Origin of the sequence: Aquimarina rhodophyticola (genome assembly GCF_042434915.1) — a bacterium.
GTDB lineage: Bacteria > Bacteroidota > Bacteroidia > Flavobacteriales > Flavobacteriaceae > Aquimarina.
This window is the reverse complement of sequence record NZ_CP170198.1, coordinates 3,232,623-3,258,323: the sequence shown is the minus strand read 5'-3', so window position 1 is coordinate 3,258,323 and position 25,701 is coordinate 3,232,623. Positions and strand designations below refer to the sequence as shown.

20 protein-coding genes are annotated in these 25,701 nt (G+C 34.5%); 9 read left to right on the top strand and 11 right to left on the bottom strand.

Translation table 11 applies throughout. From position 1 onward, the window contains the following. Positions 1-267 precede the first annotated feature (267 nt). The 4 genes from ACE939_RS14065 to ACE939_RS14050 all read right to left on the bottom strand — a co-directional run bounded on the left by ACE939_RS14065 (position 268) and on the right by ACE939_RS14050 (position 7,440). Positions 268-3,027 carry a TonB-dependent receptor gene (locus ACE939_RS14065; RefSeq protein ID WP_378186232.1) on the bottom strand — a complete coding sequence of 920 codons (2,760 nt, stop codon included), beginning with the start codon at positions 3,025-3,027 and terminating at the stop codon, positions 268-270. A gap of 92 nt (positions 3,028-3,119) precedes the next feature. Next, positions 3,120-4,967 carry a glutamine--fructose-6-phosphate transaminase (isomerizing) gene (gene glmS, locus ACE939_RS14060; protein ID WP_378186231.1) on the bottom strand — a complete coding sequence of 616 codons (1,848 nt, stop codon included), beginning with the start codon at positions 4,965-4,967 and terminating at the stop codon, positions 3,120-3,122. A gap of 22 nt (positions 4,968-4,989) precedes the next feature. Then, positions 4,990-6,615 (bottom strand): DUF4270 domain-containing protein, encoded by a 1,626-nt coding sequence (locus ACE939_RS14055; RefSeq protein ID WP_378186230.1) that lies wholly within the window; start codon positions 6,613-6,615, stop codon positions 4,990-4,992. Between the two features lie 15 nt (positions 6,616-6,630). Then, on the bottom strand, positions 6,631-7,440 hold the full coding sequence (locus ACE939_RS14050; RefSeq protein ID WP_378186229.1) for a glycogen/starch synthase: 810 nt from the start codon (positions 7,438-7,440) through the stop codon (positions 6,631-6,633). Between the two features lie 111 nt (positions 7,441-7,551). Between ACE939_RS14050 and panC the strand changes: the two genes are divergently transcribed. The 5 genes from panC to radA all read left to right on the top strand — a co-directional run bounded on the left by panC (position 7,552) and on the right by radA (position 12,413). Further along, on the top strand, positions 7,552-8,400 hold the full coding sequence (panC, locus tag ACE939_RS14045; protein ID WP_378186228.1) for a pantoate--beta-alanine ligase: 849 nt from the start codon (positions 7,552-7,554) through the stop codon (positions 8,398-8,400). Between the two features lie 19 nt (positions 8,401-8,419). After that, the gene (gene panD / locus ACE939_RS14040) at positions 8,420-8,770 is read left to right on the top strand and encodes an aspartate 1-decarboxylase (protein WP_378186227.1); all 351 of its coding nucleotides are present in this window, start codon (positions 8,420-8,422) and stop codon (positions 8,768-8,770) included. Positions 8,771-8,774: 4 nt separating this feature from the next. Continuing rightward, positions 8,775-9,740, top strand: coding sequence for a YbhN family protein (locus tag ACE939_RS14035; protein WP_378186226.1), 966 nt, complete (start codon positions 8,775-8,777; stop codon positions 9,738-9,740). 41 nt (positions 9,741-9,781) lie between these two features. After that, positions 9,782-10,930: an alpha/beta hydrolase gene (locus tag ACE939_RS14030; protein ID WP_378186225.1), complete on the top strand. Its 1,149-nt coding sequence runs from the start codon at positions 9,782-9,784 to the stop codon at positions 10,928-10,930. Between the two features lie 121 nt (positions 10,931-11,051). Then, positions 11,052-12,413 carry a DNA repair protein RadA gene (gene radA / locus ACE939_RS14025; RefSeq protein WP_378186224.1) on the top strand — a complete coding sequence of 454 codons (1,362 nt, stop codon included), beginning with the start codon at positions 11,052-11,054 and terminating at the stop codon, positions 12,411-12,413. Positions 12,414-12,418: 5 nt separating this feature from the next. Here radA and ACE939_RS14020 read toward each other — a convergent pair whose 3' ends face one another. Beyond that, positions 12,419-13,450: an aldo/keto reductase gene (locus ACE939_RS14020; protein ID WP_378186223.1), complete on the bottom strand. Its 1,032-nt coding sequence runs from the start codon at positions 13,448-13,450 to the stop codon at positions 12,419-12,421. Positions 13,451-13,728: 278 nt separating this feature from the next. Here ACE939_RS14020 and ACE939_RS14015 point away from each other — a divergent pair, with 278 nt between their 5' ends. Beyond that, entirely contained in the window at positions 13,729-14,121 is a 393-nt protein-coding gene (locus ACE939_RS14015) for a hypothetical protein (protein WP_378186222.1), read from the top strand. A 71-nt stretch (positions 14,122-14,192) separates the two neighbouring features. On the opposite strand, the gene ACE939_RS14010 is transcribed toward ACE939_RS14015, so the two are convergent. Together ACE939_RS14010 and ACE939_RS14005 are read right to left on the bottom strand one after the other, a co-directional pair. Continuing rightward, positions 14,193-15,152, bottom strand: a complete 960-nt coding sequence (locus ACE939_RS14010; protein ID WP_378186221.1) for an OmpA family protein — start codon at positions 15,150-15,152, stop codon at positions 14,193-14,195. A gap of 40 nt (positions 15,153-15,192) precedes the next feature. Continuing rightward, on the bottom strand, positions 15,193-15,960 hold the full coding sequence (locus ACE939_RS14005) for an exodeoxyribonuclease III (protein ID WP_378186220.1): 768 nt from the start codon (positions 15,958-15,960) through the stop codon (positions 15,193-15,195). 279 nt (positions 15,961-16,239) lie between these two features. Here ACE939_RS14005 and ACE939_RS14000 point away from each other — a divergent pair, with 279 nt between their 5' ends. Then, positions 16,240-16,611 carry a hypothetical protein gene (locus ACE939_RS14000; RefSeq protein ID WP_378186219.1) on the top strand — a complete coding sequence of 124 codons (372 nt, stop codon included), beginning with the start codon at positions 16,240-16,242 and terminating at the stop codon, positions 16,609-16,611. Here ACE939_RS14000 and ACE939_RS13995 read toward each other — a convergent pair. From ACE939_RS13995 to ACE939_RS13985, 3 genes are all read right to left on the bottom strand, one after another. Continuing rightward, the gene (locus ACE939_RS13995; protein WP_378186218.1) at positions 16,598-19,594 is read right to left on the bottom strand and encodes a GEVED domain-containing protein; all 2,997 of its coding nucleotides are present in this window, start codon (positions 19,592-19,594) and stop codon (positions 16,598-16,600) included. The genes ACE939_RS14000 and ACE939_RS13995 overlap by 14 nt on opposite strands. A gap of 206 nt (positions 19,595-19,800) precedes the next feature. Continuing rightward, positions 19,801-21,336 carry a glycine--tRNA ligase gene (locus ACE939_RS13990; RefSeq protein ID WP_378186217.1) on the bottom strand — a complete coding sequence of 512 codons (1,536 nt, stop codon included), beginning with the start codon at positions 21,334-21,336 and terminating at the stop codon, positions 19,801-19,803. Positions 21,337-21,477: 141 nt separating this feature from the next. Next, entirely contained in the window at positions 21,478-22,359 is an 882-nt protein-coding gene (locus ACE939_RS13985) for a hypothetical protein (RefSeq protein WP_378186216.1), read from the bottom strand. 88 nt (positions 22,360-22,447) lie between these two features. On the opposite strand from ACE939_RS13985, the gene ACE939_RS13980 reads away from it, so the two are divergent. Together ACE939_RS13980 and ACE939_RS13975 are read left to right on the top strand one after the other, a co-directional pair. Next, positions 22,448-23,128, top strand: a complete 681-nt coding sequence (locus ACE939_RS13980) for a ComF family protein (protein ID WP_378186215.1) — start codon at positions 22,448-22,450, stop codon at positions 23,126-23,128. A 62-nt stretch (positions 23,129-23,190) separates the two neighbouring features. Then, on the top strand, positions 23,191-24,795 hold the full coding sequence (locus ACE939_RS13975) for an Ig-like domain-containing protein (protein ID WP_378186214.1): 1,605 nt from the start codon (positions 23,191-23,193) through the stop codon (positions 24,793-24,795). A 10-nt stretch (positions 24,796-24,805) separates the two neighbouring features. On the opposite strand, the gene ACE939_RS13970 is transcribed toward ACE939_RS13975, so the two are convergent. Continuing rightward, positions 24,806-25,594 (bottom strand): amidohydrolase, encoded by a 789-nt coding sequence (locus ACE939_RS13970; protein ID WP_378186213.1) that lies wholly within the window; start codon positions 25,592-25,594, stop codon positions 24,806-24,808. Between the last annotated feature and the right edge of the window lie 107 nt (positions 25,595-25,701).

Here is a 25,701-nt window from a genome sequence, read left to right as displayed (position 1 = left end):
TCTGGCCAATAAAATGGCTTCTTAAAAACATTTAAAAAATCGTTCTTTTCTGATTTTTAAATTATTATCTCTCTGATTAAGATGTTAAATTAAAGTGCATACTACTAGCTACATTGTCATCAAAGTGTTTCTTAAAGCGCAAGAGGTTGAAAAATTAATCTTGCCAAGTACACAAACTCTTATTCCTTTTCTCATTTTAAGCAATATATTGTTATGCTTATCATGTTTAGAATTTTAATTTGATATGCAATTACATTACTAAGAGTACTATAAATTATTTATACTTAATCCTAGATAATACTGTGAACCAATATACCCTGTGCCAAAAGCCGTGAAATATTCATCTCCACCAATATTTGTTCCGCCTAGCTTAAGGGTAGCTTTAACTTTCGGAATTCTATAGTTAATCTGGGCATCAATTACCGAAAAGGACGGCACCTCACCGTCTCCAAAAGAGGCCACCCATTCATAACTATCGCTCCATCTATAACTTGTATTGAAACCAAAGTTGGCTAACAAATTAGAATGACCAAAAGAAGCCTTTATCTTGTGTTTTGGAGTATTAAAATTTGTTCTAAAATCGGCATCTTGAGAAGCATCAAAATCTTGTTGGGCAAAAGTGTAATTACCACTTACATCAAAACCACCAAACACTTTGGTATCCACACCAATAATTATACCTAGCGAATTAATATCCACAGCAGAATTAGTATAGGCCTGATAAACCTGAATATCTCCATTTTGTAGCGCAAGTAGCGAAAGGCTATTATCTCCTATTTCCCCATACAAAGGGACAATAACATTTTCTGAAGAAATGAAATCACTATACTTATTGTAATACGTATTTAAATCCACAACAAATCGATCAATTTTACCTCGATAACCTACCTCAAATGCAGTGATTTTTTCAGGCTGAACTAGCGAAACTTCTGATTGAACAGGCACACCATTTACTACAGAATTTGCAGAAAAAGAGTTTTCATACGCTGCTCGACCTGCAATTGATACCGTTTGAGCTCCTGTTATTGCGGTTCCACTACCACTCAATTCGTATGTTCTAATATCACGATCTAGATTTTCTTCTGCAGAACCCACCAAAACCGCTCGTCCCACATTCAAACCTATAAACAAATCTTGTGTGGTTGGATTTCTAAAACCAGTTTGTACGGATGCGCGTAAATTGTGATTTTTTTCTGAACCAAGTGTATAACCCACGGATAAACGTGGAGATATATTACCATCAAAAAGCTCTGATTTATCATATCGCAAAGATCCAGTTAGCTTTAACCGTTCTTCCAAAAGTTTCTTTTGCACTTGCAAATACGCTCCGTATTCTGAATACCGAATAGGACCATCAAAATCAGTAAATATTGTTCCAAATGAATTTAACTTATACTCTCTGAAAGAGCCTCCTACTTGGATGTCTGCAAGTTGACTTGTTAAATGTGAAAAATTATAATTTAAATCTGCATGCCGAAGTTGTGTCGCGTCTTGAAATTGTGATCCTGAAGATAGATCTGGATCTCGTGTCACTTCTTGAAACGCCTCTTGAAAGGATGGTGTGCCTGGAAGTAATCTTCCAGTATCGGCCACCTGTCTTGCTATCACATGCGCATTATCCGAAGGTTGTCCTGCCAAGGTTGCTTGTACAAATGCTCCTGCATATTCTCCAAACCATGTTTGATCATCTTTCCATTTACGATTTATATTAATCCCTGTAAACCTCACATCATACGAATCTCCTGCATCCTCATCGGTTATATAGGCTCTAACAAAAAAATTGTTGTTCTTAATCTCTACTTTATGTTGCTGAAGGAAAAAATTTCTGATAGAATATCGATTAGCTCCTTGATAAATCGTTGTACCTTTTCCTACTTTACCTTGATAAATAATTGCTAGATTATCTGCAAAAGGGCGATAATGTATAGCAGCGTCAAACTTTATGCTCTCAGCCTTGTAATCATTTAAATACTGCTCTTCATAACCAGTTCTACTTACATCTTCATTAGGTAATATGTTTACTGCATCGGCTGGAATAATTCCTTTTGCAGCCAATGCTACTCCCACACCACGAATGTTGGTACTTACTTCATCACCATACACATTGAGACCATCATAATTTGGATCAGATCGATTAGTTGAGGGATCTAATACATTTGTAGTATTGGTTGCATACCAATCTGTTCCTCTTAAGTAAGAAAAATTGGCTTTTGCCGCTATTTTATTAGAGAACGCATGCGCGATACGAATTCCGTAATCGTAAAACTCGTTATCTCCGGCGGCATCCTGAGAGGTAATCCCTCCTTTAAAATAAGCACTAATACCCTGATGATCAAAGGGATTTTTACTCGTCATAAAAAGTATCCCATTAAAAGCATTTGCTCCATATAAAGCTGAAGAAGCTCCTGGTAATAGTTCAACACTATTTACATCAAGCTCTGTCATACCTAGTAAATTACCCAATACGAAGTTCAAGGCAGGAGCAGTGTTGTCCATACCATCGATAAGTTGTACAAATCTGGTATTTGCAAAACCTGCAAAACCACGAGTATTAATTGATTTAAATGTTAGACTGTTTGTATTAACATCAACTCCTTTAAGGTCTTCTAAACCTCCATAAAAATCTACAGAGGGAGTATTCTTAATTTCTTTAATACCGAATCGCTCTACACTCACTGGAGATTCAAAAATTCGTTCTGGAGTTCTAGAAGCCGAAATAACTACCTCATCAAGTTCGGTTCCTTCATTAAGCATAATATTTAGATCAGACACAGGTCCAGTAATAACTTTTTCTGTTTTGTCAAATCCAACGCTAGTAATTTCAATAGTAAACGGTAACTCTAACGCTACCGTGAGTGAAAAAAAGCCATCAAAATCGGCTACCGTACCTATGGCGGCTCCAATAACTGTGATGTTAGCACTAGGTATTGGTTGATTTCTTGGATCAACAATTTTACCTGAAATAGTTGTTTGCGAAGACGCTGCTAATCCTAGACACAGGAATAGCATTAACGTAAATGTTCTCATACCCCAAAATGATTTAAGTTATGAGAACAAGATACGTTTTTTTAAATTTTGATTACAAAAAAAGTTAAAAAATAGAGTGTTCAATAAAAAAACTACTCTACCGTTACGGATTTTGCTAAATTCCTAGGTTGATCTACATTTTTATCTAACATCACCGCTATGTGATATGACAATAATTGTAGCGGTATTGTGGTTAAGAGTGGCGATAAAAATTCTTCTGTCTCTGGCACTTCTATAACATGATCTGCCAATGCCCGTACTGTTTCATCACCTTCGGTAACAATAGCAATTATCTTACCCTTACGTGATTTTATTTCTTGTATATTACTAACCACTTTATCATAATGTCCTTTTTTGGTAGCAATAACTAACACTGGCATTTGTTCATCGATCAACGCTATAGGACCATGCTTCATCTCTGCCGCAGGATAGCCTTCTGCATGAATATATGATATCTCCTTAAGTTTGAGCGCTCCTTCCAAAGCGACAGGAAAGTTAAATCCTCTTCCCAAATACAAAAAGTTTTTAGCATCTTTGTAGGTATCAGCTATAAATTTAACATGATCATTCGATTCTAATGCATGCTTGACTTTTTCTGGTATTCTTTCAAGCTCTTGAAGGTAATAATGAAAATCACTGTTTGAAATCGTTCCTTTACGCTCTGCCAGTTTTAAGGCAATCAACGATAAAACCGTAATTTGCGTTGTAAAAGCTTTTGTAGAGGCAACCCCTATCTCTGGCCCAGCATGTGTATAAGCACCTGCATGTGTTTCTCTAGATATCGAAGAACCTACTACGTTACATACCCCAAAAACAAATGCTCCTTTTTCTTTGGCTAACTTAATTGCTGCCATTGTATCAGCGGTTTCTCCACTTTGCGAAATAGCAATTACAACATCATCTTGATGAATTACTGGATTTCTATATCTAAATTCTGAAGCATACTCGACTTCTACTGGTAAGCGTACGAGTTCTTCAAAGATATACTCTGCCACTAATCCAGCATGCCAAGATGTACCACAAGCAACTATAACGATACGTTTAGCATTTAAAAGCTTCGCGAGATTATCATCAATACCAGCCATTTTTATGATTCCATCTGCCACACGCATACGACCTCTATAGGTATCGCTAATGGCATTAGGCTGCTCATAAATCTCTTTTAGCATAAAGTGATCATACCCTCCTTTTTCAATCTGCTCCAAATTAATCTGAAGTTCTTGTAAATAAGGATCTACAAGACTATCATCTTTAATTTTTCTTATTTTAATTTCTTTACCACGTCTCACAATAGCCATCTCACCGTCTTCTAGATATATAGCATTATTTGTATATTCTAAAAACGGAGATGCATCTGAAGCAATAAAAAATTCGTCTTCTCCTACTCCTATTGCCAATGGGCTACCTAGTCTAGCGACTACTATTTCGTCTGGTTTGTTTCTATCAAAAACTGCAATAGCATATGCACCAACAGTTTGGTTAAGTGCTTTTTGAACAGCTTTACCTAACTTAACATTATCATTTTTCTTTACATCTTCAATTAGATTAACTAAAACCTCTGTATCTGTATCAGATGTAAAAGTATATCCTCTATTAGAAAGCTCTTTTTTTAAAGATTCGTAATTTTCAATTATACCATTATGAATTATTACAAGATCTCCAGAATTAGAATAATGGGGATGAGAGTTGACGTCATTAGGAACACCATGTGTTGCCCAACGGGTATGTCCTAACCCTATTGAACCTTTGGTAGATATTTCCTTTTCAAGCCTACTTTCTAGATCAGCAACTTTTCCTTTAGTCTTAGATAATTTTATCTCATTACCATCATATAATGCTATACCAGCAGAATCATATCCACGGTATTCTAATCTTTTTAATCCTTTTAAAATAATGGGATAGGCTTCTCTATGCCCAACGTACCCTACAATTCCACACATGTTCTATAACGCAATTTATTGATTAGTTGTTTAGCGCCTGAGTATAAAGAATCTCAAGTAACAATTGTTTGTCTTCTGGAACTGCATTTGTGTTACCAAATAGAACTGTTCCTTCGTGAGCTACAACAGAGGTAAATGGAATTCTAAACTCCTCATCGCCGGACGAAGGTAAAGCTTTAACTCTATTGGTGATGTTAACATTCTGTGAAACCGAAACTCCAATTGGATCATTCTCATCCAAGCCCTCTAAAACTCTAATAATATGACGTGTTAAATTTATCTTATAAAACTGTCCTTTAGTATCACTACCTCTGGTAATACGTCCAAGATGATTTAAAATAGAGTTCACCGGATCCTCCTCATTCAAAAGGCTTAGATCAATATCAAAAACATAATCAGCAAAAACTTCTCCTGTTTTCATATTGAAAACATACAATCGCTCTGGTTCTGATGCGCCTCCATTAACCAAAGATTGATCTATGTATAACTTTAAACTAGCTTCATTAATTAACCATTGTTGCTCCTTCAAATACTCTAATTCATTTACCTCGACACCGTCATCATTGGTAACAGTACCATTAAATAATTCGATACTTGCAACAGCTCCATCTCCTCCTTTTACATAGAGCTTATCATCTCCATCTGTACGATCTCCATCGGGAATTATCAATTTTGGAGTATTTTCTATTCCGTTTATAACATTATTACCAAAGTTTAGCTTAAACTCCTTATCTTTTATCAAATAATCGGTAGTATCCCCATTTGCATTTTCGTCAGAAGTATCTAACTCTTCATAAGAATATAAAATTGTAACATCTGCTTGCGACATGTTGAAATACATTAGCGTACCCATCTCATCGATTGCTTCTGCTTTAATAAAAAGTCCTCTAAAATAATTTCTAAAGTTATTCGCATTACTTAACTCTGCACTTCCTTCTTTAGCAATAATCGCATCCTGAAAGTATGTTGCAGGTAACTCTATACGCAAGCGTGGACTAACTCTTGAAATGTCTGGAGCAGTACCTTCATCGTTTCCATCAGGAATCGTTATTTCAACCTCCCTATTCGATGGTAGAAACGATTCGAATGTTGCTAGCAATGTGCCTTCCACAGTGCTTTTGTCAAAAGTTTCATTGATATCATTATGATAATAAACCTGGCGATCCTCTGAGTTTACATTAAAATCTTTTAAAAAATAATTCGAACGGTATACTGATATGTTAATTTTAGAATTCCCGTATACCGAATCCAATTTATATTCGGTAAGGGTTTCGCCATTGGTGTCTTGACTTGTTTTGGTAATTGTACTTTGATAAGGTATATTTAGAAAAACAGATTTAACTTTAGCATTTCTTCCAAAAACCGGACTGTTGACCGAGGGTTGTATCTGGGAAAGAATGCTATAGGTAGAAAGTCCATATATTGGATCATCATATACACCTAATTGATACCCTTGAAGACCACTTGTTTGAACCTTTTCTAATTTGGTAGTATACGCTAAAGGTTTTGCACTATAGACCTTATCAGTAAAATTCACATCACCTATAACACCACTGCCAACTTCATTAAACTCATCATTACAGCTCCCAAATATCAATAATACTCCTATAAAACCAGTAAATCTGATTACCCTATTTTTTAATTTCATATATTTTCTTTTGCTCTATGCGAGCACTACATTATTATAAAAATCTTCGTAAGCATCTGCAAATTCATCAGGCCTTTTATATTCAAGCACCGGTTGATCGATTACCTTGAGATGTTTTATTAATTCTTCTGGTATTTCTTCAGAACCAACGACAATTGCATCCGAATTATCGATAGCAATTTTCATAAGATTGGAATAAGTTGGTTTGTCTAGATTCGCTATAGTTTCGTCCTCGATTCCATCAAACTTAATTTTACCCATCATATTCTTATCCAACGTTCCTTCAAAACCATGATCGTATACCGAAGTGACTATTTTACTTTGGTTAAACAAGGGCTCATTTCCATAATAATTCCTAAGATACAAAGGTAATAAAGACGCTAACCATCCATGTACATGAATAATATCTGGAGACCAGTTTAGTTTCTTCACCGTTTCAATCACTCCTTTGGCAAAAAATATGGCGCGTTCATCATTGTCTGGAAACAAATTGCCTTCTTCATCGGTTAAGGTCGCTTTTCTTTTAAAATAATCTTCATTATCTATAAAATAAACCTGCATTCGCTCTTTTGGTATAGAAGCCACCTTTATTATCAAAGGCATGTCGAGATCATTGATCACCAAATTCATACCCGATAAGCGTATGACTTCATGTAATTGATGTCTTCTTTCATTAATGTTACCATACCTAGGCATGAATATTCTAATTTGCCCACCTTTACTGTTAACCATTCTAGGTGCTTCAAAAGACATAGATGAAATTTCTGTCTCTGGTAGGTAAGGTATTACTTCTGATGATACATACAATATCCTCTTATCTTTCATATAATCGATACTTTTATCGTCTCCTTCGGAATAAATTTTTGCGAAATTACGAAATTTTATGCAGTCTGCCAGTAATATCTTATTTTTGCACGCCTTTAACTAATTAGACTCATGCGGTTACACCAAAAAAGACAGGAAATTGTAGAAGATGTTGCAAGCCTTTTAAAAAAAAATAAGACTATTGGGTTTGTTCCCACTATGGGAGCACTGCATGAGGGCCATATTGCCTTAGTTAAAGAAGCGTTGAAAAACAATGATCACGTTGTGGTTAGTATTTTTGTAAATCCTACGCAATTTAATAATAGTTCTGATCTCGAAAAATATCCAAGAAATCTAGATGCCGATATTCAACTTTTATCTTCTACATCCAAAAATATTATACTTTTTGCACCCCAAGCTGCAGAGGTCTATGGCTCAGAGCAAAAAGTAAATCTTTATGATTTTGGGGGGATCGAACATGTTATGGAAGGAGAATTTAGACCTGGACATTTTGACGGTGTTGGCACAGTCTTAAGTCATCTCTTCGCAATTGTTTCTCCTACGCGCGCATATTTCGGGGAGAAAGATTTTCAACAACTACAAATTGTACGCAAGTTGGTAGCAAGTGAAAATATCCCTGTTGAGATCATCGGATGTCCTATTCACAGAGAAAGTGATGGTCTTGCTATGAGTTCGCGAAACAAGCGTCTTACTAATGATGAAAAACAAAATGCATCATTTATTTATACTGTCTTGCAAGAAGTTAAAAAAGATTTTGGCACAAAAAATGCTGCTGATTTAAAAGAATTGGTTAAACAGCGTTTTGAAAATCACTCTTTATTTAAATTAGAGTATTTTCAAATTTCTGAGAGTACAACGCTTCAGCCAATTGTTGAAAGAAAAAATGATAGTAAATATCGAGCTTTTATCGCCGTTTTTGCGGGAGATGTTCGACTTATAGATAACATAGCCTTAAACTAAATTTAATTACCTTTGTAACATGTTTGTACACGTTGTAAAATCAAAAATCCACAGGGTTAAAGTAACCGGTGCTGATCTTAACTATATCGGGAGTATTACTATTGACGAAGATCTTATGGATGCCGCTAATATAATTGAAGGAGAAAAAGTCCAAATCGTAAATAATAACAACGGAGAGCGTTTGGAGACATATGCTATTCCAGGACCTAGAAATAGTGGGGAGATCACTTTAAATGGAGCAGCTGCTAGAAAAGTTGCAAAAGGTGATACTTTGATATTAATCACCTATGCTATGATGGAAATTGAAACTGCCAAAAAGTTTAAACCTGCACTCCTTTTTCCTAATGAAGAAAATAATTTATTAAAGTAATTTCTTGAACCCCAAACTAAAAAAAAACTTAAAGATTATACTCCCATTAGCATTGGGAGTTTTTTTAATTTGGTACTCGCTGTATTCTGCAACTCCACAAGATCGACAAACCTTATGGATAGCAATCGTGAATGCCAAAATAGAGTGGATTGTTTTATCAGTATTTTTAGGAATACTCTCCCATATATCCAGAGCATATCGTTGGCAATTTATGCTAGATACCATAGGGTATCCTACTACATTGTACAACAGATTTTTTGCAGTTATGGTAGGGTACCTAGCTAATTTGGGAGTACCTAGATCTGGTGAGATATTACGAGGAGCTACCTTGGCTAATTATGAAAAAATTCCTTTTGAAAAAAGTTTTGGAACTATTGTATCAGAACGTTTGATTGATTTTATCATGTTACTTATCATAACAGGGTTTGCTTTCATGTTACAATTTGATTTGTTATATACTTTTTTTAAAGACAAAAATATCAATCCTTTTACCTCTATAGCGCTGCTAATAGCACTATTGATTGTTGGGATTTTCACCTTAAAGATGCTAAAAAAAGCAAATTACACGTTTCTTAAAAAAATTAAAATGTTTGCAGAAGGACTTTTTGAAGGCATCAAGAGCACGCTTCATATCAAAAAAAAATGGCTTTTCTTATTACATACCCTACTAATATGGACACTCTACATCTTAATGATATTTGTAACTAAATATGCAATTACAGGAACAGAAAATTTATCTTTTGATGCTATTCTAACAACCTTTGTAGCTGGCTCTTTTGCCATGACAGTTACCAATGGCGGTATAGGCTTATACCCAATAACCATAGGAGCCATTTTGCTTCTTTTTGACATTCCGCAAGCTACTGGTGAGGCACTTGGATGGATTATTTGGGGATCTCAAACATTATTAATACTATTTTTGGGAAGTTTATCGTTTATATTATTGCCTGTTTTAAACAGAGCAAAATAATTTATATATTGCTCCTAACTTAACCCTTACGCAATTTACCTATGAAAAAGATTTTACTTTTACTGTTACTTCCCTTTCTCGTAACAACAGCTCATAGTCAGGTTATTTATGAAACCTTTCGTTCAATTAAACTTGATCAAAATAGGGATATTAAAATTCAATTACCTAGAAATTATGATAAAAATGAGAAGAAGATTTATCCACTAATCATCGTATTAGATGGGCATTATCTTTTTGAACCCATGGCTGGTAATGTTGACTATTTCTCGTACTGGGAGGATATGCCAGAATCTATTGTGGTAGGAATTATTCAAAATAAAACCAGAATAGAAGATTGCCGCTATGATGAAGCTGATTCTTTCCCTACCAATAAAGGCGCTCAGTTTTATGAATTTATTGGACAAGAGCTATTGCCGTACCTTAATCAAACCTATCGTACTGCTCCTTTAAAAATAATTGTAGGTCATGATTACACTTCAAATTTTATAAATTACTTTCTTCTTAAGGACAATCCTATTTTTCAGGCCTATATTAATCTAAGCCCAGAACTTGCTCCTCCTATGGGTGAGCGAATTACAAATGTTTTATCCTCGGCCTCAAAAGAAATTTGGTATTATCTGGCAACAGCAACAAATGATGCAGAGAATATTAAAAAAGATTTGACGGCATTAGACGAAAATCTTAGTAAAATTGAAAATCCCGAAGTGTACTATACTTTCGATAATTTTAACGAATCCTCTCATTACACTCTAGTAGGGAGAGCAATTCCAAGAGCACTAGAACGTATTTTTGAAATGTTTAGACCGATTAGTAAAAAAACGTATAAAGAGGTTATTTTACCACTAGAATCTTCTCCTTATGAATGGTTGGTTGATTTATATCAAACAACCGAAAAACTATATGGTATTAAAAGACAAATTCGTATTAACGATTTAATTGCAGTTTCTACAGCTTTAGAAAAAAATGAAAATTGGAGTGAACTCGAGCCGCTAGGTAAACTTGCCATCAAAGAACACCCTGAAACGATGTTAGGATATTATTTTTTAGGAATGCATTATGAACAAATGGGAGAACCTAAAAAAGCAATGCGAGCGTTCGAAAATGGCTTTTCGCTTAATGAGGTAGCCTTTTTAACCAAAGATTATATGCTAGATAAAGTAAATAAAATCAAAGAAGATTTTGGTTGGTAGGTTTAGTTTAAAAAAATTAAATAATGCAAGAGACTCTTTTTTTAGGAGTCTCTTTTTTATTCTATAGTTTTTCTAATCTTATTTAGATTAGCTTATTTTTGATACTTCAGAAACATATCTTATGAGTAAAGTCAAAACTACCTTTTTTTGCCAAAATTGCGGCACACAGTATTCAAAATGGCAAGGCCAATGCTCTGCCTGTAAAGAGTGGAATACTATCGTAGAAGAGATCGTTCAAAAAGAAGATAAAAAAGATTGGAAAACTACTGACTCAAAAATCTCAAGAACATCAAAACCTTTACGTGTTTCTGAAATTGATGGTAGTAAAGAAATGCGCTTTAATACAGATGATGCTGAATTAAATCGCGTATTAGGTGGTGGGTTAGTTCCAGGGTCCTTAACCTTACTAGGTGGTGAACCCGGTATTGGTAAAAGTACTTTATTACTTCAGATCAGTTTAAAACTGCCCTATAAAACGTTGTATGTTTCTGGCGAAGAAAGCCAAAAGCAAATTAAAATGCGTGCAGAACGTATCACCTCAAAAACCGATAATTGCTTAATTCTAACAGAGACAAAAACTCAGAATATATTCAAACAAATTGAAGCTATCGAACCAGATATTGTCATTATCGATTCGATTCAAACGCTGCATAGTGACTATATCGAAAGTAGTCCTGGTAGTATTTCTCAAATACGAGAATGTACTGCCGAACTTATAAAATTTGCTAAAGAAACAGCCACGCCAGTATTATTGATCGGTCATATAACAAAAGATGGTACCATCGCTGGACCTAAAATCTTGGAACATATGGTGGATACCGTTCTGCAGTTCGAAGGTGATCGTAATTATGTATATCGCATTTTGCGTGCTTTGAAAAATCGTTTTGGCTCTACCGCAGAACTTGGAATTTATGAAATGCAAGGTAGTGGCCTTAGAGAGGTTAGCAATCCAAGTGAAATACTTATTTCAAAAAAGGATGAAGAGCTTAGCGGGACTGCTATTGCAGCTTCAATCGAAGGAATGCGTCCTTTTATGATCGAGGTACAGGCATTAGTGAGTACAGCCGTGTACGGAACGCCACAGCGAAGTGCTACAGGATACAATCTTAAACGCCTCAATATGGTTCTTGCAGTATTAGAGAAACGAGCGGGCTTTAGACTTGGTGCTAAAGATGTATTTTTGAATATCACCGGGGGTATTTCGATCGATGACCCTGCCATTGATTTGGCCGTGGTTACCTCCATTTTATCCTCGAACGAAGATGTATCAATCCCTAGTGATTACTGTTTTGCTGCAGAAATAGGGTTGGCGGGAGAAATACGTCCGGTAACACGGGTTGAACAACGAATCCAAGAAGCAGAAAAACTGGGCTTCTCCACTATTTTTGTGTCTAAATACAACAAAATATCCCTTAAAAACACACAAATCAACATACAGCTTGTGGCAAAAATTGAAGACATAGCTGCACATCTTTTTGGATAATTTTGCTAAGGCGCAGGATTCGGATTATTACTATGGACTTTCTGAATTGCTTCAATAACCTCCTCAGATAAAGTAATAGCTGCACTTTCTATATTTTCCTTTAATTGAATTATCGTAGTTGCCCCAATGATGGTACTGGTAACAAAAGAGCGACTTTGTACAAAAGCTAAAGCCATCTGAGTTAAACTTAATCCGTTTGCCTTTGCTATATCATTATAAGCTCGCGTAGCCTCAAAAGATCTTTCGTTATGATACCTTGAGAATTGAGGAAACAAAGTTACTCTGGCATTTTTAGGCATCTCTTCTAAATATTTACCAGTTAATTGACCAAAACCCAACGGAGAGTATGGAAGATAACCTACATTTTCTCTAAGCAAAATTTCAGACAAACCTATTTCATCCTTACGATTTAATAAACTATAGGGGTTTTGAACTGTACTTATTTTTGGTTTTCCAACTCGTGCTTCCTCGACATACCGCATCACTCCAAATGGAGTTTCATTGGATACACCTATTGATCGTATTTTTCCTTCATTTTTAAACCTGTCTAAATGGTGTAGTATTTCATTAAAGTTATCACTCCATCGTTCATTTTCATCGTGTTCATAACCCAAAACTCCAAAGAAGTTTGTATTTCTGTCTGGCCAGTGCAATTGATATAAATCGATATAATCAGTTTCTAATCTTTTCAAACTTTTGTTGATAGCATCAGTAAACTCTTCTTTTGTAAATCCGCCAGTTCTAATATGTTGCACAAAATCACGTGGACCAACTATTTTTGAAGCTATCACGACATCATCCCTCTTATTTCTTTTTTTTAGCCATGAACCAATAATACGCTCTGTACTTCCTTGAGTTTCGCTTGATGCAGGTACCGAGTATAACTCTGCGGTATCAATAAAATTCACTCCTTTATCTACAGCATAATTTAATTGTTCATGCCCCTCAGACTCTGTATTTTGTTGTCCCCATGTCATAGAACCTAAGCAAATCTTACTAATTTTTATGTTTGTATCGGGGAGTGTTGTGTATTTCATTATAAACTTTATCTCATTTATATAACCCAAAGATAAAAATTTGCGAAGCTACAGATAGAACTTATTTCGTAAAAATATCGGCGTTTGTCTATAAAACAGTAAAAATTAAATCAAAAAATATTTTTTTGGTATACTTTTTGGAATTTAAATAATTAATTAGCTAATTTATACCCTTTATTACAAATATTTTTTTTGCAATAAAGTTTTTTTAATTTCGTTTTAGATTACGTGATATCAAATACGTAGTTTTGATAAATACTTTAATATACCCAAACATTATGAAAAAATTATTTCTACTTGTAATGGTGCTAGGCACCGCATTAACTTCTCAAGCTCAAGAAGATTGGAGCGTACTTAACAGCGTTTTTGATGACGTTTATTCACTTGCTACCGAAGTTGGAAAAGAAACTGATAAGGTAATTGCGCATGGAAATGTTATCTCTATTGTCAAAACTACAGGGACTACTTCTATTCAAAAGAAGAAAGATAAATCTGTACCTGTTGAGTTTTATGATTACTTTTTACTAACATCTACAGGAAGACAAATCTCTCTAACTAAAATGGATACTGAAAAAGTTATTGAAAAATTTCAAAAAGTTTTAAATAGAGTTAAATCAAGTCTAAAAGAAGACAACAGTAAAGAAGTACAGAGTATTTTAAATAGTCTTTAAATTTTACTTCTAATAATAACAAAATGCCACTAAAGTTATTTTAGTGGCATTTTATATTTCAATACGATTGTCTAAATTTTATTCAGCAACTGGCTAATTTCATCTAGTTTTGGTGTAAGAATAACTTCAATTCTTCTGTTTTTCGATTTTCCTTCAGCCGCATTATTATCTGCAATTGGTGCAAATTCTCCTCTCCCCGCTGCAGTAAGGTTTTTGGGATCTATTGCCTTATTTTCCAAAAGCAAAGTTACAATTGCCGTTGCTCTCTTAGTAGACAAGTCCCAATTGTCTTTAATCGTTCCCGTTCCCAAATACGGGTCGTTATCTGTATGACCTTCTATAAGCACTGCAATGTCAGGATTCTCGCTAAGTACTTTACCCAACTGGTTAACAGCTTGCCTCCCTTGAGTTCCTATAGACCAACTACCAGAAGCAAAAAGAAGTTTATTTTCCATTGAAATATACACTTTACCATTACGTTCTTCTACGGTTAATCCTTTTCCTTCAAAATTGCGCATTGCCTTGGAAATTGCATTTTTTAAAGCCTGCATTTTGGCATCTTGAGCCATAATTAGATTCTCAAGCTCATCTACCCGTTGCGATCGTTGTTGTAAATCTCGTTGTAATTTTTCGAGGCGTGAACGCTCTGTTGATAAAGCCTGTTCTTTTTGTTCTAACTGTGCTAATAGTTCACGATTACGCTTACTATTAGCAGCCATAACCTCTGAGCTATTTTTTTCTAAAGCATCATAAGAGTCCTTTAAAGCATTATAATTAGCTAGAGTACTTTCGTATTTTTTTTGAAGTTGATCCCTTTCTTCTCTAGATTTTTCATAGGCACCGTTAAGTTGATCTGCTGCTATTTGATTAGCATCAAACTCACGTTGCAAAGAATTTAATTCGTCTTTGGTTTTACGATGATCTCTTTTTAATCTAGCATATTTACTTTCTAATTCTTTATGTACCTTGGATGAAACACATGAACTGGTAAAGACCGCCATACATGCTAATAATATGATCTTATTTATCATAATTGAAATACTAATTTACGATTGGGGTTATTTATATATTTTAAGTAAAATCTAATTCTACAAGTATCGGACAATGATCACTGTGCTTTGCATCGGATAAAATAACAGCTCGTTTTAAATTATTTTCTAACGGTTGAGACACCATCCCGTAGTCCAGTCTCCAACCCTTATTATTGTTACGAGCATTGGCTCTATAACTCCACCAAGAATATTGATCTGGTTCTTGATTAAAGTATCTGAAAGAATCTATAAAACCGTTTGAGATAAATGTATCAATCCAATCACGTTCTACTGGAAGAAATCCCGAAACATTTTTATTACGTACAGGATCGTGTATATCAATTGCTTTATGACATATATTGTAATCCCCACAGATTACTAAATTTGGATGTTCTTGTTTAAGTGAATTAATGTATTCCTGAAAATCATCCATAAACATAAATTTATGTGCTAATCGATCTACATTCGTACCACTTGGCAAGTACAAACTTATTACTGATACCTCATCAAAATCGGCTCGTAAAACTCGACCTTCAAAATCCATATATTCGATTCCTGTCCCAAAAGTTACATTGTTAGGTTTTGTTTTAGATAAGATTGCAACTCCACTATATCCTTTTTTTTGTGCACTATGCCAATATAAATAAGGATACCCCGCACTTTTAAATAGATCTAGATCTAATTGCTCCTCTAGAGCTTTGATCTCTTGGAGACAGATTACATCTGGATCTGCCTGTATTAACCATTCTATAAAACCTTTATTAATAGCGGCTCTAATGCCATTTACATTATATGATATAATCTTCATTCTTAGTTTTTGTAATTTCAGTAGTCGAAAAAATTTCAAACACCATTTTTATGCTATCTATAAATCTTTATCTTTCACTATTTCTAATAGTAATCTAAAGAAAATTATATTTCTAGTGTTACAACATTATAGTGACAAAATAACAAAGCTTTTAGCACAAAAACAATTGTGTCCTTGGCAAAGTACAAAGGAATGTAAACTCTTTCAGATTTATCCATAAAAATACAACCTCTATTGGTGAAGCTATAAAATTTACAGATCTTTACTAAAATCATCTTTATGAAGCTCTTAGTTAAACCCTTTATCTATATCACACTATCTACTATTCTTTTAGCGTGTTTTGCAAAAAACAGAACAGTATTTGATAACTATACAATTGCTGAAGAGAGCAAACAATTTGTGAGTTCCACTACTCAAAAAAGCAAAAAAGGTACTCTTTTACCAAGTAAAAATTCTTTGTGCCCATATATTTTGGTAGTTGCTGGACTTAAGGATACTTTGGACCCTATAAATTTAAAGGATTTTACAAAATCCAAAATACCGACCAATGTGTGGGTTACCTTCAGTAATTTGAAAATGAAAAATAGGTGTAATCAAGGACGACCAGTACTTATTCAATCACTTAAGAGCCGAACCATTAAAAAACAATAATTTTTGCAGCTTTGCCTTTCTTTTTATTTCCTATTCGTATAAAATACATTCCTGTACTTCTAAAAGATAGGTCTAAGTCATAAATAAAATTATTATTAGCATCAAGCTCCATCTCATCAAATAGAATAACCTGACCCGTAATTGAAAAAACGATAATATTATCTTTTAGTACATTATCTGGATTTCCTACACTCACTACGAATTTATTTTTTTCTCTTTGAAACACTAAAATCTCATCACTCGTACTATTACTTTCTCCTATCTCTACTGTGTAGTCATGCGTAGTTCCAAACTGCATAGCATCACATGGGTTGTTTAAAGGAGCTCCATTATTCGTTCTAACGTCACCCGCACGTATTCGCATCAAATGCCTACCTAAAGTGCTAGTTTGGCTAAGCGGAAAATTAAAGAATAAATCTTGATTTTGCTCTGCCAACACTTCGTTATCAAAAATTAACTCTACATCCTCATAAATATTATTATCATTGTAATCTATCCATAAAGAAAAACGTTCTTGATCTTCAGAGGCAAAACCGGCTCTCAAAGTAAGAATATATTTTTCTTTTGAACGATCCATCTTAATAACAAGATCTGTAAAATCCTTATAACCATTTTCACAAGTAATAGTAGGGTTAGAAATATTAGCTAATTCTAACGCTACAATGCCATCTCCAAATTGCTGACAATTGGATTCTGGTTTACACAATTGATGTTCGACAGTTCTATCTACACTATCATTTGTTGTATCCTCATCAGTGCTTAGTGAAGTTCCTATTTGAAAAGTATAAGTCCCAAATTCGGACATATTAACTGGAATATTGAATGTATAATTCTCGAAAGCTCTAGGAGCTATTGTTTCTGTAAAAACCTCGGTAACTCTATCACCCCCATTAAAAGAATAAAAAATAGAGAAATTGGACTGGGCAACAGAACCAAAATTGAAAATAGAAATAGTTATGAATTCCTCGGCTTTTAATCCACCTCCATCTACGGGCGAGATTAATTGTACTACACCCAAATCATTTGCATAGATATATTCTACACTTTTTAAAGCACAATCATTATCATCTTGTATATCACTTGCAAGATTAGTCTCTGCATTTATTGTGTACACTTTATCTAAGCTTAAATTTGCAGTGGTAGCAAAAGTAAAGTCGACTATTTCTCCCGGATTGAGAGTTCCAGTAAAAATTTCGTTTATGGCGGGACCATTATCGATTGTGTAGCTTACGGGAAAGTTGCTTTGAGCATTTGTTCCAAAATTTTGAATTTTAATAGAAATAGTTTCGGTAGCACTAAATGTAGCTTTTGTTAACGGTTCGGCAATTGATACAACCCCAATGTCGTTGGTTACTGAGTTTGCTATTTTAAAAACCCCTACAAAATCCCTTGCGTTATCTCCAGTCGCCTCAAAATATTCTCCAATATGGTAAAATGTTTGATCGTCTACAGGATCCACTGTTAACTGCGCATAGTCCCCATAACGGTCTCCTCCGTTACGTTGAATACCAGTGCCTATAACAATATCCTGTTCTGCTATTGTCATACTCCCTAATACATCGCCATCTAATCTGCCTGTATATCGCAAAGAAACAAAACTATCGGCCGTAGCACCATTAGCTACAGTACCCATCGTGGTGTATCCCATACCTATGTTACCATACATATCCATGGCCATACTAGCACACCAGGCACTCTTACCATCGGGAGAAGCATACGTCCCTTCTTGATACACATACCAAGGTTGTCCATCTTCATCTTGACGAAGTTCATACCAACGGATTCCCGCAATATTATCGAGATCTTGCCGATTATCAATGTCAACAACAAAATTTAACGTCACAGAGTTATGGTCACAAAATTTTCGATAATTTGTAGCATACATCACAGCTCCCTGTAGCGCATCGATATCATTACCATTGGTACCTGGTTGTGGTATATTACTAAATGAAGACCCTCCATCAAAGGTAGAATCAAAAGGTGTGATTTGTCCAGAACTAACATTAAGAACCTCTGCTTCAGTAATTGTAGATAGATCTGGGCGAATCCAGTTTGTATTAATAGTCCATAACTTCAACGCATCTTCTGGAACATCTAACCATTCATCATCTTGATAGTATATTATTTTGGCTTCGCCTCTTGGAGGTAAAGTTTTTCCTATAGCATTAAAAGCTGCTGGACTATAAAATCCAGCAATGTTAGCTCCTGGTAAAGGAAAACCAATCATTCTAGCACTAGGATCTCCCACAAGCATTTTATCCCTTTCTATAACGAACACTACTTCACTCGTTTGCTGTGCTCCTTGATCTTTGTTTGCGGTGACATAATATCCATCAGACCAAACCGAAAATTTTGTATAATCTGGAAAACTATCGGTTATAAATCGATATGTAAACCACCCACTGTTTACAGGATCAGAACCTCTAGATACTGCAACGAGAAAACCATTTGGCGTGTCACTAAATTGAGTAATAACAAAACGATCTGCAAAGGAATCATAAAAAACGATTGGATCTCCTAGGGATTCTCCCGGAAACAAATTTTCTAGAGATGTTGAGGGTAATAGTACATTACCTGTTTTATCGTGGATTGCAAAAGAATAATTCTTAGCACTAACATAGTGATTAGGGCCCACCGCACCTGTTGGGTCCGAAGGAGATTGGTTTGCAGTAGCCACTGTAAAGGTTTGAGAAGGCGCTTTTCCTGCCCTTAACGTCCTTTGACTTTTTTGCTTGGCTAGTAATTTATCCTGACCTCGTGGGTAACCTTTACCAGGAACGATTTTATTTACGTTTGTTCGTCTTGGATTGATCGGACCAACCTTTGGTTTTTGCGGAATGAGCTCTTTACCAATTAAAGGTGAAATCTCTTTCATATAAGCAGCTTCCATAATTAACGTTGCAGCACTTGTTTGTGTCTTTTGCGCAAAAACCACACAATTCAACAACAATAAAATAATTACTACAATGTTTTTTAGCTTCATAGGTAAATTGTTAAAAATGAGGATCTCTCTTTAATTTTTGATTTTAAAAATACAACTAAAGTTTAAATTATACAGAAAGTATGTGCATATAATATCCGTACCCTTATTATTATACCACATAAAACAGTCTGTTCTAACAAAATTAATTTCAAAAAATAAAGGCTCCGTATCACGCAGCCTTTACAAAATTAACTAATTAATGTACTTTATTTGAGCCAGTTTTCCATAGCCACTTTGCCTGATAGTAAGGCTCTTAAATCTTTGATAGCAACTCTTTTTTGTTCCATAGTATCTCGATCTCGAACAGTAACTGTTTGGTCGTTTATTGTATCATGATCTACAGTAATACAAAAGGGGGTACCGTTGGCGTCTTGTCTACGATATCTGCGGCCTATGGCATCTTTTTCATCATACACCACATTAAATTTCCATTTGAGATCATCGATAATCTGCTGGGCAATTTCTGGTAGACCATCTTTTTTGACCAAAGGCAGAATAGCCGCTTTTACTGGAGCAACAACAGCAGGAAGTTTGAGCACGATTCTTGTTGAACCATCCTCTAAAGTTTCCTCTTGCAAAGCAGTTGAAAAGACAGCCAAAAACATTCTGTCCAATCCTACCGATGTTTCTACCACATAAGGCACATAGCTTTCTTTGAGTTCTGGATCAAAATATTGAAGTTTTTTACCAGAAAACTCTTCGTGTGCTTTCAAATCAAAATCTGTACGAGAATGGATTCCTTCTAACTCTTTAAACCCAAAAGGAAAATTGAATTCAATATCTGCTGCGGCATTTGCATAATGAGCCAACTTATCATGATCGTGAAATCGATAATTATCTTCACCTAAACCTAAGGATAGATGCCAGCTAAGTCGTGTCTCCTTCCAATACTCGTACCATTTCATTTCTTCTCCTGGTCTTACGAAGAACTGCATTTCCATTTGTTCAAATTCTCGCATCCTAAAAATAAATTGACGTGCTACAATTTCATTTCTAAATGCTTTTCCAGTCTGTGCAATTCCAAAAGGAATTTTCATTCGTCCAGATTTTTGTACATTTAAATAGTTAACAAAAATCCCCTGAGCAGTTTCGGGTCTCAGGTATAAATCGGTTGCTGTATCGGCAGAAGCTCCCAATTTAGTGCCAAACATTAAGTTAAACTGACGTACATCTGTCCAGTTTTTTGAACCTGTTTCAGGATCTGCAATGCCTAGCTCATCAATTAGCGCTTTTACATCAGCCAAATCTTCTTTTTCTAAGGAGGCTCCCATTCGTTTGAGCACTTTATCCCGTTCTGACAAATACTTTATAACTCTAGGATTAGTTGCTATAAACTGTGCTTCGTCAAAAGATTCACCAAATCGTTTCTTAGCTTTTGTTATCTCTTTTTGCGCTTTTATATTCAATTTTTCAGCGTAATCTTCGATTAAAACATCGGCTCGATATCTCTTTTTTGAATCTTTATTATCGATTAGAGGATCTGTAAAGGCATCAACATGTCCAGAAGCCTTCCAAGTAGTTGGATGCATAAATATAGAGGCGTCTAGTCCTACTATATTTTGATGCATAAAGACCATACTCTTCCACCAATATTCTCTAATATTTTTCTTTAGTTCAACACCATTTTGTCCATAATCATAGACAGCGCTTAAACCGTCATATATCTCACTAGAACCAAAAATATACCCATACTCTTTGGCATGGGCTATTACTTTTTTGAATTTATCTTCTTGATTTGCCATAGGACAAAATTAGTTCAATTTGTATAAAATAGAAACGAATTATGCTATTTAATAAACAAGTTGTATCATTAATATGATTTACATAAAAAAGCCATCACAATTTTGTTAAATCGTGATGGCTTTTTATTAGTTATTCTTAATTTATTTTAATTCAAACTTCGTGTTTGAAATCATTTTTGGTCCCGAGAATACGTTTACTACATAATTACCTCCCATTAATTCTCCTTCGATAGCATTAACCAGTACACATACATCGAGTGCATCGTTTTCATAAAACACTTTATTACGTCCACTGTATGTTAGCACGGCATCGTCGAAATTGATTGAGATTTTATCCCCGATCAAATTGTTTTTAGGGTTAATAACTTGCACGTATAATTCTTTATCTCCTTTTTCGGTTAATTTATTAGGAGACAAGGTAAAGCATACTCTAATTTTATCTGCTCTACTTGCACGTGAGGTAGAAGAAATCTTACCACTATTACGTACACGAACACCTTCTGCTTTTATTCCTGATGCAGTTAATGCAGAACCTCGCTCTACAATTTCGGCCAATTTTGAATTTTGTGTTTGTAGTGAATCTGAAAATATAATTCTTTGATTCAAAGCTGTTGAAGTACTATCTAAGTCAATTGTAAGTTCTGAATTAGCCGTTGTTAAACTATCTGCTAGTTTAAACAAACGTTCTCTTTCTTGTTTCAATTTACCAACTTCTCTTCTATATCTTGATATAAGCGCTAGATTTGCATCGTTATCTTTAACACTATCCAATAGTACTACAATACGCTCTTTTGCTTTTAATAAATGATCATCCATCACTTCGTTAAGAGCAATTGCATTATCATACTTTGTAATTAATTCTCCTAATTCGCTTTCAATTAAATCTTTTTCTTGTTGTAAGATCGCTTTGTTTTGTTTTTCTTCATTATAAAATTTATAAGTGAAAATTGCCAAAATTAATAGTAAGGCGGCTAATACACCTATTAAAATCTTAAGGGTTAAGTTATTGTTTTGAGTAGTCATAGTTAATTTTTAATTTTTGATGGTTACTTTTAAGGTAAATATAATAGTTAAATAGTATTATTAATGTTAAATAGTATTTCTAATTAATATGTTACGAGATCTCGCGTATCTGTTCTATCCTAAACATTGTGCTGCCTGTGATAATTACTTGGATCGTAATGAGGACGTATTATGCACCTCATGTAGATACCATCTACCTCAGGGTAATTTTCATCTAATTAACGCTAAAAATATTGAAAAAGTATTTTATGATAGCGTGAAAATTGAAAATTTTATTTCACTTCTAATTTTTGAAAAAGAGGGATTAGTTCAAAATCTCATTCATAATTTGAAGTATCGGGGTCAAAAAAAAATAGGTGCAATCCTAGGTGCTTGGTTAGCCTCAAAGATGTTGAGCACTGAGCAATTTAATGATCTTGATGTTGTAATCCCGGTTCCACTTCATAAAAAAAGACTTAAAGAACGAGGCTACAATCAAGTAGAAGAATTCGGAAAAAAAATCGCGCAATCGCTTCATATTACCTACGAAGACGCAGTTCTTATTAAAAAAAGTTATACTGTAAAACAATCCAAACAGAAAAGAATAATGCGTTGGCAAAATTCTACAGCATCGTTCAGCATTCAAAACGAAACACGCTTGACTGGAAAACATATTCTTTTGGTAGATGACATAATTACTACTGGTGCTACCTTACAAGCTTGTATCGATGAACTAAAAAATATTGAGGGGATAAAACTAAGTATAGCAACTATGGCAATAACAGAATAGTTTTTTGTTTATAGTAATTAGTTGTTTCTTTGTAACTCAACAATAAAATCGTCATAGTATTCATGAAAAATGGATTTCTACTACTCACATTTAGTGTTGCCTTAATTTGTTTAGGGTGCGCCAAAAAAGGCACAATTACTGGCGGTGAAAAAGATACTACTGCTCCCGAGTTTATCCGAGCGACTCCTCCTAATTTTTCTACTAATTTTGACAAAAAAGAAATACGTATTTACTTTGACGAATATATAAAACTCAAAGATCCTCAACAACAAATCGTTATCTCACCTCCAATGGATCCCAAACCAACCATTACACCGCTGGGGGGTGCTAATAAATATGTGAAAATTAAATTTCTAGATACGCTTTTACAAAACACAACTTATAGTATTAGCTTTGGCGAAAGCATTGTTGATAATAACGAAAGTAATCCTTTACCTTTCTTTAAATATGTTTTTAGCACAGGAGATTTTTTGGATTCTCTAAAAATTAAAGGATCTATTACTGATGCAATAGCAAGACAACCCGATCCATTTACTACCATTGCATTATATCCTATGGATGAGAATTACACGGACTCTATTATTTATAAGCAGGTTCCTCGATATGTCTCAAGTACTTTAGATAGTACTGGGTTTGTTATGGAAAATTTAAAGGCAGGTAAGTATCGACTTATTGCTTTAAAAGATGCAGCAACCAATTACACCTATCAACCAAAACAAGATAAAATTGGTTTTTATCATGATACCATCGAGATACCACGTGATACTGCGAAGGTAATTTCTTTAACTTTATTTAAAGAAGTTCCCCAGTTTAAATTTTTGAAACCAAAGCAGAGTTCAAAAAATTCTTTGATTTTTGCTTATGAAGGAGAAGTAGATAGTACTCGTTTAGATATTATAAGTACTACACCAGAGAATTTTAAGCACGTAACTATTCGGGATAGAAAGACTGACACCCTACATTACTGGTTTCGACCTTATTTTGAAGCTGATTCTTTACAGTTTATTGCAAAAGCTTCAAATTCATACCAAGATACCTTAACAACTCGTTTCAAAGATCAATACAAGGACTCTTTAACAATTACACCTATAACTACCGCTGTAATATCACCCCTTAAAAATTTTCAGCTATCTGCCAATATCCCTCTGGCTTCAGTCAATGATTCTCTTATAGTTTTCTTGAAAGATTCTATAAACGTGCCTTTTACAACACAAATAGATAGTTTATATAATACTGTAGATTTTGAGTTTGAACAACAGGAAAATCAGGCCTATACTCTCAAAGTACTGCCTAATGCGATCAAGGATTTTATGGGTAATGTAAATGATAGCCTATCGTTTTCATTTAGCACAAAAAAAATCACCGATTATGGCAAAATTTTTATGGATCTTGAAAATGTTACTTCGTTTCCTTTAATTATCCAATTAATAGATGATAAAGACAACCTTATTTCTGAAAAATATATCGAAAAATTACGCACGATAACTTTTGAGTATTTGAAACCTGGAGCTTATGATATTCGAGTTATTTTGGATACTAATGCTAATAAACGCTGGGATACAGGAAATTTTTTAAAAGGTATACAACCAGAAAAGATTATTTATTTCCCTACAACGATTGATGTTAGAGCAAACTGGGAACTCAGACAAAAGTTTGTTTTAGATTGATCGGTACAATTTATTTTTTAGATATGATAAACGAATCCGCATCTTTTAAAAACGGTAACTTTTTTCGCGTTTCTTTGATCAATGTTTTTGTTAGTGTTGCATAGAGGATAATTTCTTGTTCTACTGGAGTATCAGATATAACCGCGTTGCCTAAAATATCATATACGGCAGAGTGACCTATATAATTATGTCCTTTTGCATCCCTGCCTACGCGATTAACACCAACACAATACACCATGTTTTCTATGGCTCTTGCTTTAAGTAATGTATCCCAAGCTTGTATTCGTTTTTCTGGCCAATTTGCCATATATACCAAAACATCGGCATTGCTTGTATTTCTTGCCCAAACGGGAAATCTCAAATCATAACAAATTAAAGGTCGTATGCGCCAGCCTCTATACTCGATCACAACAATTTCTTGACCGGGTGTGTAGGTTTCATGCTCACCCGCCATTGTAAAAAGCTGATGTTTGTCATAATATTTAATAACGCCATCTGGAGTTACAAAAATTGCACGATTATAAAATTTGTTGTCTTCTTCAATGACCAAACTTCCAATAAGTGCGACATTTTTGGACTTAACTATTTTTTGCATCCATTGTACCGTTTTACCATCCATAGGCTCTGCAACAGCTCTCGCGTTCATTGTAAAACCAGTACTAAACATTTCGGGTAACACAACTAAGTCCACCAAATGGGTAAGTTGATTCAACTTTTGTTCAAAATTAGCTCTATTAGCAGCTGCATCTTCCCAAATTAAATCCGATTGAATTAAAGCTACTTTCAATGTTTCACCCATAATACTTTATTAAAGTAAAATTCTAAAATTTGAATGAAGGTACAAAAGGAATTTGACACTCTAAAAGTTAATTATTGACTTAACATTTTATTCTATTTATTCTCAAA

Excerpts from the sequence above, each read along its gene's own strand:
- ACE939_RS14065 (WP_378186232.1), bottom strand. The coding sequence starts at position 3,027 with ATGAGAACATTTACGTTAATGCTATTCCTGTGTCTAGGATTAGCAGCG.
- glmS (WP_378186231.1), bottom strand. The coding sequence starts at position 4,967 with ATGTGTGGAATTGTAGGGTACGTTGGGCATAGAGAAGCCTATCCCATT.
- ACE939_RS14055 (WP_378186230.1), bottom strand. The coding sequence starts at position 6,615 with ATGAAATTAAAAAATAGGGTAATCAGATTTACTGGTTTTATAGGAGTA.
- ACE939_RS14050 (WP_378186229.1), bottom strand. The coding sequence starts at position 7,440 with ATGAAAGATAAGAGGATATTGTATGTATCATCAGAAGTAATACCTTAC.
- panC (WP_378186228.1), top strand. The coding sequence starts at position 7,552 with ATGCGGTTACACCAAAAAAGACAGGAAATTGTAGAAGATGTTGCAAGC.
- panD (WP_378186227.1), top strand. The coding sequence starts at position 8,420 with ATGTTTGTACACGTTGTAAAATCAAAAATCCACAGGGTTAAAGTAACC.
- ACE939_RS14030 (WP_378186225.1), top strand. The coding sequence starts at position 9,782 with ATGAAAAAGATTTTACTTTTACTGTTACTTCCCTTTCTCGTAACAACA.
- radA (WP_378186224.1), top strand. The coding sequence starts at position 11,052 with ATGAGTAAAGTCAAAACTACCTTTTTTTGCCAAAATTGCGGCACACAG.
- ACE939_RS14020 (WP_378186223.1), bottom strand. The coding sequence starts at position 13,450 with ATGAAATACACAACACTCCCCGATACAAACATAAAAATTAGTAAGATT.
- ACE939_RS14015 (WP_378186222.1), top strand. The coding sequence starts at position 13,729 with ATGAAAAAATTATTTCTACTTGTAATGGTGCTAGGCACCGCATTAACT.
- ACE939_RS14010 (WP_378186221.1), bottom strand. The coding sequence starts at position 15,152 with ATGATAAATAAGATCATATTATTAGCATGTATGGCGGTCTTTACCAGT.
- ACE939_RS14005 (WP_378186220.1), bottom strand. The coding sequence starts at position 15,960 with ATGAAGATTATATCATATAATGTAAATGGCATTAGAGCCGCTATTAAT.
- ACE939_RS14000 (WP_378186219.1), top strand. The coding sequence starts at position 16,240 with ATGAAGCTCTTAGTTAAACCCTTTATCTATATCACACTATCTACTATT.
- ACE939_RS13995 (WP_378186218.1), bottom strand. The coding sequence starts at position 19,594 with ATGAAGCTAAAAAACATTGTAGTAATTATTTTATTGTTGTTGAATTGT.
- ACE939_RS13990 (WP_378186217.1), bottom strand. The coding sequence starts at position 21,336 with ATGGCAAATCAAGAAGATAAATTCAAAAAAGTAATAGCCCATGCCAAA.
- ACE939_RS13985 (WP_378186216.1), bottom strand. The coding sequence starts at position 22,359 with ATGACTACTCAAAACAATAACTTAACCCTTAAGATTTTAATAGGTGTA.
- ACE939_RS13980 (WP_378186215.1), top strand. The coding sequence starts at position 22,448 with ATGTTACGAGATCTCGCGTATCTGTTCTATCCTAAACATTGTGCTGCC.
- ACE939_RS13975 (WP_378186214.1), top strand. The coding sequence starts at position 23,191 with ATGAAAAATGGATTTCTACTACTCACATTTAGTGTTGCCTTAATTTGT.
- ACE939_RS13970 (WP_378186213.1), bottom strand. The coding sequence starts at position 25,594 with ATGGGTGAAACATTGAAAGTAGCTTTAATTCAATCGGATTTAATTTGG.